This window comes from Streptomyces sp. NPDC002588, from assembly GCF_040295925.1.
GTDB lineage: Bacteria > Actinomycetota > Actinomycetes > Streptomycetales > Streptomycetaceae > Streptomyces.
The window spans coordinates 289,757-306,195 of sequence record NZ_JBEOWF010000001.1 but is presented as its reverse complement, the minus strand read 5'-3'; the positions used below and the strand labels follow the sequence as shown (position 1 = coordinate 306,195).

Here is a 16,439-nt window from a genome sequence, read left to right as displayed (position 1 = left end):
ACGGCATGAGACGCACCCTGTTCACCGACGTCCGGGTCTTCGACGGCACCGGTCGCGACCCCTTCCCCTCCCATGTCCTCGTCGAGGGGAACCGGATCACGGAAGTCGCGGCCCGGATCCCGCGCGACCTGCGGACCGGCGCGCGGGTGATCGACGGAGGAGGCGGCACCCTGCTCCCGGGGCTGGTCGACGCCCACGCCCACCTGGGCTTCGGCTCCACCGTCGAACACGTCTCGCGCCGCCGCGACGAGCCGGACGAGGAGAAGGCACTGCTCGTCGCACACGCCGGACGCGTCCTCCTCGATCACGGCATCACCAGCGCCTACTCCGGCGGCAACCGGCTGCCCAGGACCGAGGTCGCCGCCCGCAAGGCCTTCGCCGAGGGCTGGATGCCGGGCCCGCGGCTGATGGCGGCCTCCTGGGAAGGCAGCGCGGGCATGGTCGAACCCGGTGTCTACGACTTCCCGGGTGTCGACGGGCGGGCCTCCGACCCGGGGTCGGTGGCGCGGTTCGTCACCGGCATGGCCGAACTCGGCGTCGACATCGTCAAGTTGTCGCTCTCCGGGGAGAGTGCCGTCGTCCAGGGCACTTCGAGGATCGTGCAGTTCACGGACGAGGAGGTCGCGGCAGCGGCCCACGCGGCCGAGAAGCACGGCGTCCGGCTCACCGCACACGCCCATGCCGCCGAGTCGGTCAAGATGGCCGTACGGCACGGCATCCGGGCCGTCTACCACTGCACCTTCGCCGACGAGGAGGCCCTCGACCTTCTCGAGGCCGCCCGTGACCGGGTGTTCGTCGCCCCGACCCCCGGCATCATCCACGCCAACCTGCACGAGGCGGGCAGCGCACCCGAGCCGGGCATGGAGGTGGAGGCGACCGCCGCGGCCGTACGCGAGGTGGTGCCGGAACTCGTCCGGCGCGGTGTGCGGGTCGTCCCGGGCGGCGACTACGGCTTCGCGTGGAACCCCGTCGGCCGCAACCTGCGTGACCTGGAACTGTTCGTCGACTGGTTCGGCTTCACCCCGGCCGAGGCACTGCGCGCCGCGACCCGGCTCGGCGGGCAGATCATGGGCATGGGGGACGAACTCGGCCTGGTCCGGCCGGGGTTCCTAGCCGACCTCGTCCTCGTGGCCGGCGACCCGCTGGAGGAGATCGCCATCCTCCAGGACCGCGACCGGCTGACGGCGGTCATGAAGGACGGCCGTCTGCACAAGGCGCCCGCATGATCCGGACCCGGACGGCCGGCGGACGGCTCGTGGGGGAGTGGGAGGCCGCGGTCGCCGTCTTCCGGGGCATCCCCTTCGCCGAGCCACCCGTCGGCGACCTGCGCTGGCGGCCCCCGAGGCCCGCCGCCCGCTGGGACGGCGAGCGGCGCGCGTACGACTGCGGTCCCGCGCCCCTCCAGCCGCAGCCGCCGCGCGACTCGATCATGTACCACACCAACTTCGCCGACCGGCGGGCGCTGGTGATGAGCGAGGACTGCCTCTACCTCAACGTGTGGACCCCCGACCCGGCACCCGCCGCGGGACTGCCCGTGATGGTCTGGATCCACGGCGGCGGCAACCGCTACGGCCACGGCGGTCAGGAGATCCACGACGGAGCCGCGATGGCCCGCCGCGGTCTCGTCTTCGTGACCCTGAACCACCGGCTCGGCGCTCTCGGCTTCCTCGCCCACCCCGAACTGGCCGCCGAGGACGACCTCGGCGCGTCCGGCAACTACGGGCTGCTCGACATCGTCGCCGCGTTGACCTGGGTACGGGAGAACATCGCCGCCTTCGGCGGCGACCCCGACCGGGTGACCCTCGCGGGCAACTCCGCCGGGGCCGCCCACATCTGCCACCTCATGGCGTCCCAGGTGGCCCGGCACCTGTTCGCCGCGGCGATCGGGCAGAGCGCCTCGGGCATCGGGCGCGCCGAGGGACCGCTCGCCGACCAGGCCGAGGCACAGAAGCGGGGACTGCGCTGGGCGGAGACGTTCGGAGACCGCGACCTCGCGGGACTGCGGCGGCTCGACGGCGTCGAACTGGTGCTCCGCGGCCACTTCGGACCCGTCGTAGACGGCCGGGCCCTGACCGGGCCCAGCGACGAGGTCTTCGCGGCCGGACGACAGCACGCCGTGCCGCTCCTCGTCGGCAGCAACACCGACGAGGGTTCCGTGTACACGACCCTGGACGTGCTGCGCCGGCTCCCGGTCGAGCCGGGCACGGACGAGCTGTACCCGGTGCGGGACGCGGAGGAAGCCCGCCGCACGGCACGCCGGTTCACGGGCGAGAGCCGCTTCATCTACCCGGTCTGGCGATGGGCCACCGCGCACCGGGAGACGGCACCGACCTGGCTGTACCGCTTCACCCGGGTGCCTCCGCTGCCCGGCGGCATGCTCCTGGCGCCTCCCGGGGACGGCCTCCCGGACTACGGCGTCCATCACACCGCCGAACTCCCTTACGCGCTCGACAACCTGCACCGGCGCCCCTGGCCCTGGACGACGGCCGACCGCGAACTCGCCCGGACCATGGCGGACACCTGGGCCCGCTTCGCCGCCACCGGCGACCCGGGCGGGGGCACTCTGCCCCCCTGGCCGGCCTTCGCCGACGACGAAGTCATGCTCTTCGGCGACCCGGTGACCGCCGGAACGGTCGAACGCCCGGAGGCGATGCGGCTGTTGGCCGCATGCTCCCGCCCGCTCTGAGAGGACCCGGATGGCAAGACTGCCCGACACCGAAGGCACCGGCGAGATCGCCGAGCGCGTCCGCGACCGCCGGGGCGGCACCCTGCGCCCCCTGGACCGCATGCTCCTGCACAGCCCCCAGCTCGCCGACGGCTGGAACAGCCTCCTGGGCGCGATCCGGGGTCGGCTTCATCTCCGCGCTGACATAAGGGAGTTGGTGATTCTGCGGATCGCCGTGCTCAACCGCGCCCCCTATGAGTGGACGGCCCACGAACCCGAGGCCCGGCGGGCCGGACTGGGCGACGCCGAGCTCACCGAGCTGAGCCGGGACGAACCCGGACTCGACGGGGTTCGGGGGCGGGTCATCGCCTTCACCGACGCGATGACCCGCGACATCCGCGTCCCCGACGAACTGTTCGACGCGCTCCGCGCCGACTTCGGCGACGCGGAACTCGTCGAACTGACGGCGACCGTGGCGGCCTACAACATGGTGTCCCGCTTCCTGGTCGCCCTGGAGATCTAGCCGTGCCGCTTGAAGAACCGGATCAGCAGGCGGTTGAAGTCGGCGGGCCGCTCCCAGTGCGGGTTGTGGCCCGCCTCGCGCACGACATGGGTCCCGGCATGCGCCAGGTGCCCCGCGTTGAGCCGCATCACCGAGGGCGGGCTGTACAGGTCGGCGTCCCCGGTGATGAGTTGGACCGGCAGGGTGAGTGTCTCCAGAGCCGACCAGGTGATGGTGTGGGCCAGGGACTGGGGGAAGGCGTCGGAGGTCCTGGCGCGCCCGTGGATCTCCAGCCAGGCCGCCACCCCGTCCCGGTCGCCGGCCCGGTAGGAGGGCCCCAGTTCCTTGACGTCGACGGGCAGGTCGCCGAACGGGTCGGGCTGGAGTGCCGAGGTCAGCTCCAGGTACTCCGGGTCCTGCACCCCCATGACGCTGCCCGAGACGGTGAGGCTCAGCAGCCGGTCCTCGTGCGAGAGCGCGTAGTCGACCGCGACGGGGCCGCCGGCCGCCGACCCGGACAGATGGAAGCGGCCCAGGCCCAACTGGTCGGCGAGGGCTTCGAGGTCGCCCGAGGCGGTGTCCGCCTCCGCCCGGCTGCCCGCCACCGACCCGTACGCCCCGCGCCGTGAGTAGCCGATCACCCGGAAGCCGGCACCCGCCAGTACCGGCTGCTGGTACGGCCAGCTCTCGCCGCTGCCCGACCCGGGGTGCAACAAAACCACGGCCGCGCCGTCGCCACCGGTGTCCCAGCACCACAGACTGCCGCCCCCGGCGACCGGCACCTGATGCTCGGTCACCGGAACCTGCGCGGGCACGGGGACGGGCTCCCACGGCCGGGACGGCTCACCGGCGAACGCCGTACCCTGCGTGACACCGGCCGCAGTGAAGGCGGCCAGTGCCGCGCCGCCCATCACGGCCCGTCGGCCGGGGTTCGCGGCACTCGTAGGGACTCGCTTCATGAATCCTCCATCGATTCCATTGATTCCATGGCTATCGGTCTCTGTCGACAGGAAGCAGGGGGATGCCGGGGGACCCCCGCGGGATCCGGCCAGGTGGTGAGATAGTGTCGACACCGTTGGATTGGCTGTGAGTCGTCGGCCGCAGCCGTGACCAGGCAGGGAGAAGTGGCCGCATGACCGATCAGGACACGCACCTGGTGCTGGAGCGACTCCTGCGGCTGCGGGACCGGCGTGAGCCGCTGGTCGCGCAGATCGCCGAGTGGGTCGGCGCCGGCATCATCGAGGGACGGCTCGAACCCGGTCAGGACCTCAACAGCGTCGACCTGTCACGCCGGTTCGACACCAGCCGCACCCCGGTGCGCGAGGCCCTGATGCTCCTCGAGCAGGAGGGCCTGGTCGAGATGAAGGCGCGCCGCCGGCCACGGGTGGCCGCGCCCTCCCCGCAGGACATCCGGGACATCTACCAGGTGCGCAAGAACCTGCTGTCGATGCTCGCGGGCCTGCTGGTGGAGCGGGCGAGCGACGAGGAGATCGCCGAACTGCGCACCCGGGTCGAGCGGATGCGGAAACTGGCCGACGCCGGTGACGTGGACGCGTACTTCTGGGGTCATGTGACGCTGCAGGAGCGGATGACGGAGATCGTCGGCAACGCCACCCTGAAGCAGATCCTGGACTCGCTCGCCCTGCGCACGCTGATGCTGCGCCATCTGAGCCTGACCAGGGCCGGCCGCCTCGCGTACAGCGTCGACGACCAGGAGCGGCTGCTGCAGGCGGTGGAGGAACGCGACGGTGAGCTGGCCTCCGCCCTGATCGCGGGGGCGACGGTGCGGGCCCAGCGGGCCGTGGAGGAGCAGCTCGAACAGGACGCGGCGGGGCGGGGCCGAGGACCCGCCCGCCGACGTCGTACGGCCTCCTGACGCTCCCGGGGGACCGCTCACTTGGCCAGCACTCCGCCGTCGACGGGGAAGTTCCCGCCGGTCACCCATGCCGCCTCGTCCGACGCCAGGTACACCGCGCACCAGGCGATGTCCTCGGGGGTCCCGACCCGGCCCAGCGGGATCCGGGCGAGCAGGGCCTCTCGGGCGGCGCCCTCGTGGGCTCCGGCGGACTCCGTGGCGGGGGTGCGCACCATGCCCGGCGAGACGGTGTTGGCGCGGATGCCCGACGGGCCGCCCTCCACGGCGAGTTGACGGGTCAGCCCCAGTACCGCCGACTTGCCCGCGCAGTGCGCGACCATCCCGAAGGTCCCGCTGCCCCGGAAGGCGTTCACCGAGGCGAAGTTGACGATGGAGCCGCCGCCCGAGGCCGCCATGTGCGCCCAGACGGCCTGTACGGGCAGGAAGACGACGTCGATCTCGCCACGCAGGGTCGGCGTCCACTGGGCGCCGAAGTCCATCTCGGCGGCGGTCGCCATGTGCGGGGCGATCGCGCCGGCCGTGACCAGGACGTCGATCCGGCCGTGCCGCTCGTGTGCCTCGTCCGCGAAGCGCCGGGCGTCGGCGGGGACGGTCATGTCGAGCGGAGCGAGCACCTCGACGCCCAGCCCCCGGTCGGCGGCCGCCTCGCGGGTGCGTTCGGCCGCCCCGGGGTCGATGTCACAGCCGACGACCGTGGCTCCCTGTTCGGCGAAGAGCAGTGCGCACCCCTGGCCGATGCCGGACCCCGCGCCGGTGACGAGGGCGACTTTCCCGGAGAGTCTGCCGGTCACTTGGACCCCCTTCTCGCAACAGCCGTACGAGACGCGGCGCGGCTCGCCCTCCCTTCTTAGTGTCGACACTACAAGCTGGTCAAGAGGAATGAGTGCTTTAAGAGGTCATTCTGTCGACAGTTTGTCGGGGTCTTCTACGGCAGCAGTCGCCGCTCCTTCGCCACCGCCACCGCCCCGGCCCGGGTCTCCACCCCCAACTTGCCGTAGATCCGCCCCAAGTGGGTCTTGACGGTCGCCTCGCTGATGAACAGCGCCCGGGCGATCTCCCGGTTGCCGAGCCCCAGGGCCAGTTGCCCGAGGATCTCGTGCTCGCGCTCGGACAGCGTGGGCGCCGGGCTGCGCATCCGGGCCAGCAGCCGGTCGGCCACCGGAGGCGAGAGCGCCGTACGGCCCGACGCGGCGCTGCGGATCGCCGCGAAGAGTTCCTCGGGGCGTTCGGCCTTGAGGAGATAGCCGGTGGCGCCCGCCTCGACGGCCCGGGTGATGTCGGCGTCGGTGTCGAACATCGTCAGCACCAGGACCCGCGGGCCCGGCGCCCCCTCGGCCACCAGGCGGCGGATGGCCGTCACTCCGTCCATGCCGTCCCCGAGCTGGAGGTCCATCAGCACGACGTCGGGGCCGAGCCGGGCGGTCAGCGCGAGCGCCTCCTCGCCGCTGCCCGCCTCCCCGACCACCTCGATGCCCTCGGCGCTGGACAGCAGCGCGCGCAGACCGGCCCGTACGACGGCGTGGTCGTCGCACAGCAGAAGACGTACGGGCGTGCTCACGGGACGGGCTCCTTGGGGGTCTCGAGAACGAGGGGGACCGCGACCGACACGACCGTGCCCTCGCCGGGCGCGGACTCCACGGTCAGCGTGCCGCCCGACTGGCGGGCCCGGATGCGCATGGCCGGCAGCCCGTGGCCGCGTGTGCCGTCCGGCGCGGCGGTGGGGGAGCGGACGTCGAAGCCACGGCCGTTGTCCGCGACGTCCAGCGAGATCTGGTCGTCCAGACAGGTCAGGGTCAGCGCCGCCCGGGTCGCGGCGGCGTGCTCGCGCACATTGGCCAGCGCACCCTGCGCGATCCGCAGCAGCGTCGCCTCGACCCGCTCCGGGAGCGGGTCCGAGGCCCCGTCGAGCCGGAAGTCGACCGTCAGACCCGGGCCGCTCTCCCGCTCGGCCAGCGCCGCGAGGGCCGCGGGGAGGGAGTGCCCGTCGAGGTCGGCGGGCGCCAGGTCGTGGACGAACCGGCGGGCCTCGGCGAGGTTGCGGGAGGCGATCCCGGCCGCCTTCCCGACATGTTCCCGGGCCGCCTCCGGGTCCGTCTCCCAGACCCGTTCGGCCGCCTGCAGCAGCATCCGCTGGCTGGACAGGCCCTGCGCCAGGGTGTCGTGGATCTCCGTGGCCAGCCGCTGCCGTTCCGCCAGTACCCCCGCCCGCCGCTCGGTGGCGGCCAGATCCCGCCGGGTGCGCACCAGATCGTCGATCAGCACCCGCTGCCGGGCCCCCTGCCGCTGCAGCCGCACGAGTACGGCGGTGGCGACCGCGGCGACGGCAGGCGGGGCGACGACCATGTTGGGGTTGACCGTGCCCTCGGCCGCCCGCACCTCGGAGACCACGACGAGCGCGGTGAGTACGCCGGCCAGCGGCACCGACAGCCGGGGCGGCAGCGCGTGCAGGCCCGCGAACAGCAGCGGCATCACACACCAGGTGGCGCTCGGCGCGAGCACCAGGAGGACCACCCAGACCGCGGACACCGAGCCCAGCCACACCAGATGGCGCCGGGTGGGCGCGCAGCCGGGACGGGGTGCCGGTGCCAGGAACGCGCCCAGGACGTACAACAGACAGAACACGGCGTACAGCGCCGTGGCCCAGACGGCCCGTGCCCCGTCCTGGTCGCGGGTCAGGAAACGGGCGAACGACGAGCCGAGCAGCAGGAAGAACGCCGCGTGCACGACCGCCGCCAGTCGCCACTCCTCCGATCGGGTGTGTCTCATCCTCCGTGTCTAACGCGGTCCGCCGCCGATCGCATCAACCGATCGGCTGACATCGAGGTCGTCCGGACCGCCCCGGGACCAGCGCCTTCCGGCCGAGCCGCGCACCCCGTCGGCGCCGCGAGGCTGGCATCGACACCGCTTCCCCGTGTTCCTCGAAAGGCGCCGGACCATGCCCGCCAAGAACCTCACCGCCAACCGTGCCTCCCTCGGCCACCGCGTCGGCTACGCCCTGCGCCACCCCGGCCGCGTGCCCCGCCATCTGGCCCGCTCCGCCCGGGACCTGTGGCTGCGTCACCGCCACCCCGACCACATCTCCTACTACCGGGCCGTGATGCGCTCCGACACCCGGGCGAACCCGGACGCGGCGGTCGGCAGCCGCAGCCGTGAACGGTGGCTGGCACTCGGCGCGATGCAGTTCGACTACCTCGTCGGCCACGGGCTCCGCCCGGAACACCGCATGCTGGAGATCGGCTGCGGAAACCTGCGCGGCGGCTGGCGGTTCATCCGGCACCTCGAGCCCGGCCACTACCACGGCGTCGACATCTCGCCCGACATCCTCGTCGCCGCCCAGGACACGATCGTCGAGATGGGCCTGCAGCAACGGCTGCCGTCCCTCACCCCCGTGCGGGACCTGACGCTGCGGTTCCTGCCGGACGCCCACTTCGACGTCGTCCACGCGCACAGCGTCTTCTCGCACTCCCCGCTGCCGGTCGTCGAGGAGTGCCTCGCCAACGTCGGACGGGTGCTGGCGCCGGGCGGCTGGTTCGACTTCACCTTCGACCGCACCGAGGGCGAGGAGCACCACGTCCTGCGGGAGGACTTCTACTACCGCACCGAGACCCTCGTCGCCCTCGCGGAGAAGCACGGGCTGCGGGCCCGCTTCATGGACGACTGGGAGGCGCTCCCGCACGGGCAGTCCAAGCTCCGCGTCACCCGCGCGGACGACCTGGAAGAACGCTGATCCCGACCCGGCCCGGCCTTTGTAAAGTGGCCTCACCGGTGCACCGCCGTGCACCACCACCGTCCACGCGACCACGGAACCTGTGAGGTACACGCGAACCATGCCGACCGAAACGTTTGAGTTCCAGGTAGAGGCCCGTCAGCTGCTCCAGTTGATGATCCACTCGGTCTACTCGAACAAGGACGTCTTCCTGCGCGAACTCGTCTCCAACGCCTCCGACGCGCTGGACAAGCTGCGCCTCGCGAAGCTGAAGGACGACGCGCTCGACGCCGACGTCTCCGACCTGCACATCGAGATCGAGACCGACGACGAGGCCCGTACGCTCACCGTCCGGGACAACGGGATCGGGATGTCGTACGACGAGGTCGGGCGCCTGATCGGCACGATCGCCAACTCGGGGACGGCCCAGTTCGTCAAGGAACTGCGCGAGGCGCAGGACGGGGGCAGTGCCGAGGGGCTCATCGGGCAGTTCGGAGTCGGCTTCTACTCCGGCTTCATGGTGGCGGACGAGATGACCCTCGTGACCCGGCACGCCGGGGAGACCCAGGGCACCCGCTGGTCCTCGCGCGGCGAGGGCACGTACACCCTGGAGAGGGTCGACGACGCGCCGCAGGGCACCTCGGTGACCCTGCACCTGAAGCCCGCCGACGACGAGGACAAGCTGCAGGACTACACCTCCGCCTGGACGATCAGGGAGATCGTCAAGCGGTACTCGGACTTCATCACCTGGCCGATCAGGACGGTCCCGAAGAAGAGCGACGACGACTCGGACGGCTCCGTGCCCGAGCCCGAGACGCTGAACTCGATGAAGGCCCTGTGGGCGCGCTCGCGCGAGGAGGTCACCGACGACGAGTACCACGAGCTGTACAAGCACATCAGCCACGACTGGCGCGAGCCGCTGGAGACCGTCCGGCTCCAGGCGGAGGGCACCTTCGAGTACCAGGCGCTGCTGTTCCTGCCCTCCCAGGCCCCGCACGACCTGCACACCCGGGACCACAAGCGCGGCGTGCAGCTGTATGTGAAGCGTGTCTTCATCATGGACGACTGCGAGGCGCTGCTGCCGTCCTACCTGCGCTTCGTCAAGGGTGTGGTCGACGCGGCGGACCTCTCGCTGAACGTCTCCCGCGAGATCCTCCAGCAGGACCGGCACATCCGGATGATGCAGCGCCGGCTCACCAAGAAGATCCTTTCCACGGTCAAGGACCTGCGGGAGACCGCCCCGGAGAAGTACGCCACGTTCTGGGGTGAGTTCGGCGCCGTCCTGAAGGAGGGGCTGCTCACCGACACCGACAACCGCGACACGATCCTCGGCGCCGCGTCCTTCGCGTCCACGCACGCAGAGGACGAACCGACCACGCTGAAGGCCTATGCGGAGCGGATGCAGGACGGTCAGGAGGACGTCTACTACCTGACCGGCGAGTCCCGGGAGGCCATCGAGAACTCGCCGCACATGGAGGCGTTCCGCGCGAAGGGCATCGAGGTCCTGCTGCTCACCGACCCCGTCGACGAGGTGTGGGTCGACGTGGTGGGGGAGTTCGAGGGCAAGCGGCTGCGCTCCGTCGCCAAGGGCGAGGTCGACCTCGGCGGCGAGGACGGCGAGAGCGCCGACGCCGAGCGGGAGAAGCAGGGCGAGGAGTACGCCGCCCTGCTCGGATGGATGAAGGAGCAGCTCGGCGACGACGTCAAGGAAGTGCGGCTGTCGTCGCGCCTGACCGTCTCCCCGGCCTGCATCGTCTCCGACACCAACGACCTCACCCCGGCGTTGGAGAACATGTACCGCGCGATGGGGCAGGAGGTGCCGAAGGCGCCGCGGATCCTCGAACTGAACCCCGGCCACCTGCTCGTGAAGGGCCTGAACGAGGCCTACAAGGAGCGCGAGGACCGCACCGGTCTCGCCGGGACCGCGGAACTGCTGCATGGTCTGGCGGTGCTCGCCGAGGGCGGCCGGCCGAAGGAGCCGGGCCGGTTCGTGAAGCTGGTGGCGGACCACCTGGAGCGGGCGCTCTAGTCGCTGATGCCTGATGCCTGATGCCTGATTCCGGGCGGGGGACACCGGTTCCCCGCCCGGAATCTTCACGCTCCGAGCACCAAAAATTCTAGTTGCTTGAGTCAATCAACAGGCCTACGATGCTGTCCAGTCGCGCAGACCCGCATCCCCCCACGGAGGCCCGACCCATGACCCAAGCGCACCCCCGGCCCGCGGAGACGGGGGAGCCCCCGGCGCCGAGGGCGAACCCCGTGGTCGCCGTCCTGGCCTTCGGCGGGATCGTGGTCTCCCTGATGCAGACCCTGGTCATCCCGATCGTCCCCGAACTGCCCGAGCTGCTCGACGCCCCGGCCTCCGACACGGTCTGGGCGGTCACCGCCACCCTGCTCGCCGCCGCCGTCGCCACCCCGGTCATGGGGCGGCTCGGCGACATGTACGGCAAGCGGCGGATGCTGCTGGTCAGCCTGGTCATGCTGATCGCCGGATCGGTCACGGCCGCCCTCAGCGACAACCTCGCGCCGATGATCGTCGGCCGGGCCCTGCAGGGGCTCGCCTCCGGGGTCATCCCGCTCGGCATCAGCATCATGCGCGACGAACTTCCCGCCGAACGGCTCGGCTCCGCCACCGCGCTGATGAGCGCCTCCCTCGGCATCGGCGGCGCGCTCGGGCTGCCCGCGGCCGCGCTCATCGCGGACCACTTCGACTGGCACATGCTGTTCTGGACCTCGGCCGCGCTCGGCGCCGTCGCCCTCGTGCTGGTCCCGCTGTTCGTGCCCGAGTCCCAGGTGCGCACCGGCGGCCGCTTCGACCTTGTGGGAGCCCTCGGCATGGCGGCCGGGCTGATCTGTCTGCTCCTCGCCATATCGAAGGGCGCCGACTGGGGCTGGGGCAGCGGCACCACACTCGGGCTGTTCGCCGCCGCGGTCGTCGTGCTGCTGACGTGGGGCCTGTTCGAACTGCGGGTCAGGGAACCGCTGGTGGACCTGCGGACCACCGCCCGCCGTCAGGTGCTGGTGACCAACCTCGCCTCGATGGCCTTCGGCTTCTCCATGTTCGCGATGTCCCTGGTGCTGCCCCAGCTGCTGCAGTTGCCCCAGGCGACGGGCTACGGTCTGGGCAAGTCGCTGCTGGCCGCGGGGCTGGTCATGGCCCCCACGGGCCTGGTCATGATGGCCACCGCGCCGCTCTCCGCGCTGGTGTCGAAGGCGCGGGGCCCGAAGGTGACCCTGATGCTCGGCGCGGTGATCGTGGCCGCCGGGTACGGGACGGGCGTCGTGTTCATGGACGCCGTATGGCAGCTGGTGCTGGTCTCCTGCGTCATCGGGGCCGGCATCGGCTTCGCCTACGGGGCGATGCCCTCGCTCATCATGGGCGCGGTGGCCCCCGCCGAGACGGCCGCCGCGAACAGCCTCAACACCCTGATGCGGTCCATCGGAACCTCCACCGCGAGCGCCGTCGCCGGAGTGATCCTGGCCCAGATGACCACCACGTTCGGCAGCACCGCGCTGCCCTCCGAGAACGGCTTCAAGGTGGTCATGGCGGTGGGTTCCGCGGCGGCGGTGCTGGCACTGCTGGTCGCCGCGTTCATTCCCGGCCGGAAGGGCGCCGCCGGGGAAGAGCCTGCCGGCGAGGTTCCGGAGGCCGCCGAGCCGGACGGGCGGGCCGTGGGGGCGGCCGTCGCCGTGCCGCTGGCCCGTGCGGTCGCCGATCTGGTGGCGACGGTGCCGGGGCTCGCCGACGGGGAGCCGGGCGGCGGCGGGCATCCGGTACGCGGACAGGTGCGGGGCGCCGAGGGCGTGCCGGTGGGCGGGGCCGCGGTGACGCTGATCTCGCCGGGCGGACGGCAGTTGGGCCGCGCGGTCACGGATCCCGAGGGGGCGTTCGCCGTCCAGGCACCGGGAGAGGGCACGTACGTGCTGATCGCCGCCGCCGACGGCCACCAGCCGCAGGCCACGACCGTCGTGGTCGGAGCGACGCCGGTGACCTACGACGTGCTGCTCAGCGGCAGCAGCGGGCTCGCCGGAGTGGTGCGCTCCACCGACAGCGGGGCGCCCGTCGGCGGAGCGGTGGTCATCGTCACGGACGTGCGCGGGGACGTGCTGGCGACCGCGCAGAGCAACGGCATGGGCGAGTTCGCCGTCGTCGACCTCGTACCCGGGCCGGTGACGCTCGCGGTCAGCTCGCCCAAGCACCGGCCGGTGGCGCTGCCCGTCGACGTCGGCACCACCGGCGTCACCCGGGTCGACGTCGAGCTGCGGTCCGGCGCGTACGTCCGGGGCACGGTGCGCGGGGCGGGGGCGCCGCTGGGTGACGCCCGGGTGACCCTGGTGGACGCCGCCGGGAACGTCGTCGCCTCCACGACGACCGGGAGCGACGGCGCGTACGCCTTCTCCGACCTCGACGGCGGCCCGTACACCGTCATCGCGACGGGCTACCCGCCCCGGGCGGCCGGGATCAGCCTCGCCGACGGCGACGTGGACGACCACGACATCGAACTCGCCCACACGGGCCACTAGTTCCGTCTTCGCGGGTCACGCGTTCGGATCTCTGGCCGGCGGGACGTGCGGGTTCCCGGCCGAGGAGGTCGCAGAAGCACCGAGCCGGCGGCGGACGATCGCCGGAACGGCGGCTTCGGGAAACAGGGCCGACATCGGCGGGGCGGCCGAGCTCTGTCCGCGCGACGACGCGATCCCGGCCTCCACGCACCGGCGTACGACAGCCGGAGGTCGCGGCCGACGCGGCCCGGCCCTATGTTACAGGAGGAATCACCGTCGGGGAGAGGTGCGCCATGAGCCACGTCGAGGACGAGCTGACCGGCCAGCCCGAGTGCTGGACCCGCGCGGCGAACGAAGCCGCCCGGTACGGAAAGGAGCTGCCGGCGCCGGGGGAGCGGGTCGCGATCGTCGGCTGCGGGACGTCGTACTTCATGGCCCAGGCCGCCGCCGCGCTGCGCGAGGGCGCGGGACACGGCGAGACGGACGCCTTCGCCGCCTCCGAGTTCCCGCACCACCGCCGCTACGACCGGATCGTCGCCCTGACCCGCTCCGGCACCACCACCGAGGTGCTCGACCTGCTCGCCCTGCTCGGGGGAGCCACCCGCACCACGGCGATCACCGCCGATCCGCACACCCCGGTCGTGCGCGCCGCCGACCAGGTCGTCGTCCTCGACTACGCCGACGAGCGGTCCGTCGTGCAGACCAGGTTCGCCACCACCGCGCTCACCCTGCTGCGCGCCCACCTCGGCCTGCACACCGGTGCCGCCGTCACCGACGCCCGCACCGCGCTCGCCGCGCCCCTGCCCGAAGGCCTCCTGGAATGCGGGCAGTTCACGTTCCTCGGGCGCGGCTGGACCGTGGGCCTGGCGAACGAGGCGGCGCTCAAGATGCGCGAGGCCTCGCTGTCCTGGGCCGAGGCGTACCCCGCCATGGAGTACCGGCACGGCCCCATCAGCGTCAGTGCTCCCGGCGGCGCCACCTGGATGTTCGGTGCGGCGCCCGAGGGACTGGCCGGACAGGTCCGTGGCACCGGCGCGTTGTGGGTGCCGGGCGAACTGGACCCCCTCGCCGAACTCGTCCGCGCCCAGCGCCTCGCCGTGGCCGTCGCCGCCGCCCGGGGGCTCGACCCGGACCGGCCCCGCCACCTCACCCGCTCCGTGATCCTCTGACCGGTCCACCGGGAGCTGCCGTGCCACTCACCACCACCGGCGAACTGGTGACCAGCGCCCGCGCGGCCCGCACCGCCGTCGCAGCCTTCAACATCATCACGTTGGAGCACATCGAGGCGGTGGTCGCGGGCGCCGAGGCCGCAGGAGAGCCCGTCGTGCTCCAAGTCAGCGAGAACGCCGTCAAGTTCCGCCAAGGACGACTGCTCCCGTTGGCCCGCGCCGCCGCCACCGCCGCCGAAACGGCTGCCGTGCCCGTCGCGTTGCACCTCGACCACATCCAGAGCGACCCCCTGCTCCGGCAGGCGGCCGACGCCGGCTTCAGCTCGGTGATGTACGACGCTTCGCGGCTGCCGTACACCGAGAACCTCGCCGCCACCAGGGCCGCCGTCGACTGGGCGCACGCCCAAGGGCTGTGGATCGAGGGGGAGTTGGGGGAGATCGGCGGCAAGGGCGCCCATGTGCCCGGCGCCCGCACCGACCCCGCCGAGGCCCGCGCGTTCGTCGCCGGCTCCGGGGTGGACGCCCTGGCCGTCGCCATCGGCAGCGTCCACGCCATGACCACCCGCACCGCCACCCTCGACCACGGCCTGCTCCGACGGCTCAGCACGGACCTCGACGTACCCCTCGTCCTGCACGGCTCCTCCGGGGTCCCCGACGCCGAACTGACCGCCGCCGTCGCGGGCGGAATCACCAAGGTCAACATCGGCACCGCCCTCAACCAGGCCATGACCGGCGCGATCAGACGGTTCCTCGACGCCGGCCCCGAGACGGTCGACTCCCGCGCCTACCTGAGCGAGGGACGCGCGGCCATGGCGGCGACCGTGGAGCGGCTGGTGCGTCTGCTCACTGGCGTCTGACGGCCCGCAGCACCACGAACTTCGGTTCACCGGCGACGAGTTCGCAGTTCCCGAACAGCCGCCGCAGCTGCACGTGATAGCCCAGATGCCGGTTGCCCACCACCCACAGCTCGCCGCCCGGCCGCAGTACCCGCCGGGCGCCCGTGAACATCCGCCGTGCCGTCGCGTCCGTCGTCGCCTGGTGCGAGTGGAAGGGCGGGTTGTTCAGCACGACGTCCACACTGCCGTCCGGCACCCCGGTCAGCCCGTCCCCGACGCGGAACTCGGCGTGCCCCGGCACCCCGTTCGCCTTGTACGTCGCCTCCGCCGAGGCCACCGCCTGGAACGACTCGTCCGTGAACAGCACCTCGGCCTTCGGATTGGCCAGCGCCACCGCCGTACCGACCACCCCGTTGCCGCAGCCCAGGTCGACCACCCGCCGGACGCCGTCCGTCTCGGGCAGGTGCCGCAGGAAGAACCGGGTGCCGATGTCCAGCCGGTCGGCGCAGAACACCCCCGCGTGGTTGACGACCGGACGGCCGGCGAGCACCCCGACGTCGTCCGGAAGGTCGTAGACGTACGGCCACGGGTTCGCGGGACGGACCTTCTCGGGGTCCGGGGTGCAGAAGATCAGGCGGGCCTTCTGCTGCGCGAGAGAGGTGCGGGTCGGGCCGAGGACCCGCTCGAACAGCCGCAGCGTGGAGGTGTGGATCTCCTTCACCATGCCGGTGCCGACCACCACCGTGTCCGCGTGCACGGCGGGCGCCAGCCGCAGCAGCTGGTCCTCCAGCAGGGCGAGGCTCTTCGGCACCCTCACCAGGAGCACGTCGACGCGCTCGGGCACCGGGTCCCGCGTGGTGAGCAGCCGCACGCTGCCGGTCTCGACGCCGCCGCGCGCGAGGTTCGCCCGGGTCGCCTCCTGGCCCAGCCAGGAGTCGGTGATCTGCACCGGCCGGTGCGCCGCGAGCGCCGTGACCAGCGCGCCCCACCGGTCCCCGAGCACCACGACATCGCCGGACAGCGGGACCTCCCGCTCGGCGAGGTGTCTGAGCAGGTACGCGTCGGAGGCGTCCCAGGCGCGCAGCCGGTCGCGCGGATCCTCGGGGTGGCGGGCCAGCGAGACCTCGCCCCACGGTGTCGTCATGCGGTCGTTCATCGTGCCCCAGGCTAGCCGAGCCGCAG

General features: G+C 72.4%; 14 protein-coding genes. 9 read left to right on the top strand and 5 right to left on the bottom strand.

All coding sequences use genetic code 11. From position 1 onward, the window contains the following. Window positions 1–5 precede the first annotated feature (5 nt). From ABT057_RS01415 to ABT057_RS01405, 3 genes are read left to right on the top strand one after another with little or no spacing between them, the layout of a single operon-like run. Complete coding sequence (locus ABT057_RS01415) at window positions 6–1,226, top strand: amidohydrolase family protein (RefSeq protein WP_352340254.1); 1,221 nt, start codon at window positions 6–8, stop codon at window positions 1,224–1,226. Then, window positions 1,223–2,686, top strand: coding sequence for a carboxylesterase/lipase family protein (locus ABT057_RS01410; RefSeq protein WP_352340252.1), 1,464 nt, complete (start codon window positions 1,223–1,225; stop codon window positions 2,684–2,686). The genes ABT057_RS01415 and ABT057_RS01410 overlap by 4 nt, the downstream gene beginning before the upstream one ends. 10 nt (window positions 2,687–2,696) lie before the next feature. Further along, a complete protein-coding gene (locus ABT057_RS01405; RefSeq protein ID WP_352340250.1) occupies window positions 2,697–3,188 on the top strand; it encodes a carboxymuconolactone decarboxylase family protein in 492 nt (163 codons plus the stop codon). Here the strand turns inward: ABT057_RS01405 and ABT057_RS01400 are convergent. Continuing rightward, a complete protein-coding gene (locus tag ABT057_RS01400; protein ID WP_352340249.1) occupies window positions 3,185–4,126 on the bottom strand; it encodes an alpha/beta fold hydrolase in 942 nt (313 codons plus the stop codon). The two genes, ABT057_RS01405 and ABT057_RS01400, sit on opposite strands and share 4 nt — an antisense overlap. Before the next feature lie 173 nt (window positions 4,127–4,299). Between ABT057_RS01400 and ABT057_RS01395 the strand changes: the two genes are divergently transcribed. Next, window positions 4,300–5,043 carry a GntR family transcriptional regulator gene (locus ABT057_RS01395; RefSeq protein WP_352340247.1) on the top strand — a complete coding sequence of 248 codons (744 nt, stop codon included), beginning with the start codon at window positions 4,300–4,302 and terminating at the stop codon, window positions 5,041–5,043. Between the two features lie 17 nt (window positions 5,044–5,060). Here the strand turns inward: ABT057_RS01395 and ABT057_RS01390 are convergent, their stop codons facing one another. The 3 genes from ABT057_RS01390 to ABT057_RS01380 form a co-directional block, all read right to left on the bottom strand. Further along, the gene (locus ABT057_RS01390) at window positions 5,061–5,834 is read right to left on the bottom strand and encodes an SDR family NAD(P)-dependent oxidoreductase (RefSeq protein WP_352340245.1); all 774 of its coding nucleotides are present in this window, start codon (window positions 5,832–5,834) and stop codon (window positions 5,061–5,063) included. A gap of 134 nt (window positions 5,835–5,968) precedes the next feature. Then, a complete protein-coding gene (locus ABT057_RS01385; RefSeq protein WP_352340243.1) occupies window positions 5,969–6,601 on the bottom strand; it encodes a response regulator in 633 nt (210 codons plus the stop codon). Further along, a complete protein-coding gene (locus ABT057_RS01380; protein ID WP_352340241.1) occupies window positions 6,598–7,809 on the bottom strand; it encodes a sensor histidine kinase in 1,212 nt (403 codons plus the stop codon). Before ABT057_RS01380 ends, ABT057_RS01385 begins: the two co-directional genes overlap by 4 nt. A gap of 169 nt (window positions 7,810–7,978) precedes the next feature. Here ABT057_RS01380 and ABT057_RS01375 point away from each other — a divergent pair, with 169 nt between their 5' ends. The 5 genes from ABT057_RS01375 (at window position 7,979) to ABT057_RS01355 (ending at window position 15,278) form a co-directional block, all read left to right on the top strand. Then, window positions 7,979–8,770: a class I SAM-dependent methyltransferase gene (locus ABT057_RS01375; protein WP_352340239.1), complete on the top strand. Its 792-nt coding sequence runs from the start codon at window positions 7,979–7,981 to the stop codon at window positions 8,768–8,770. Between the two features lie 100 nt (window positions 8,771–8,870). Beyond that, entirely contained in the window at window positions 8,871–10,778 is a 1,908-nt protein-coding gene (gene htpG, locus ABT057_RS01370; RefSeq protein WP_352340237.1) for a molecular chaperone HtpG, read from the top strand. 167 nt (window positions 10,779–10,945) lie between these two features. After that, complete coding sequence (locus tag ABT057_RS01365; protein ID WP_352340235.1) at window positions 10,946–13,273, top strand: MFS transporter; 2,328 nt, start codon at window positions 10,946–10,948, stop codon at window positions 13,271–13,273. A 272-nt stretch (window positions 13,274–13,545) separates the two neighbouring features. Next, a complete protein-coding gene (locus ABT057_RS01360) occupies window positions 13,546–14,421 on the top strand; it encodes an SIS domain-containing protein (RefSeq protein ID WP_352340233.1) in 876 nt (291 codons plus the stop codon). Between the two features lie 20 nt (window positions 14,422–14,441). Then, window positions 14,442–15,278, top strand: coding sequence for a class II fructose-bisphosphate aldolase (locus ABT057_RS01355; RefSeq protein WP_352340231.1), 837 nt, complete (start codon window positions 14,442–14,444; stop codon window positions 15,276–15,278). On the opposite strand, the gene ABT057_RS01350 is transcribed toward ABT057_RS01355, so the two are convergent. Further along, entirely contained in the window at window positions 15,265–16,401 is a 1,137-nt protein-coding gene (locus ABT057_RS01350) for a methyltransferase (protein ID WP_352340587.1), read from the bottom strand. The two genes, ABT057_RS01355 and ABT057_RS01350, sit on opposite strands and share 14 nt — an antisense overlap. Window positions 16,402–16,439 lie beyond the last annotated feature (38 nt).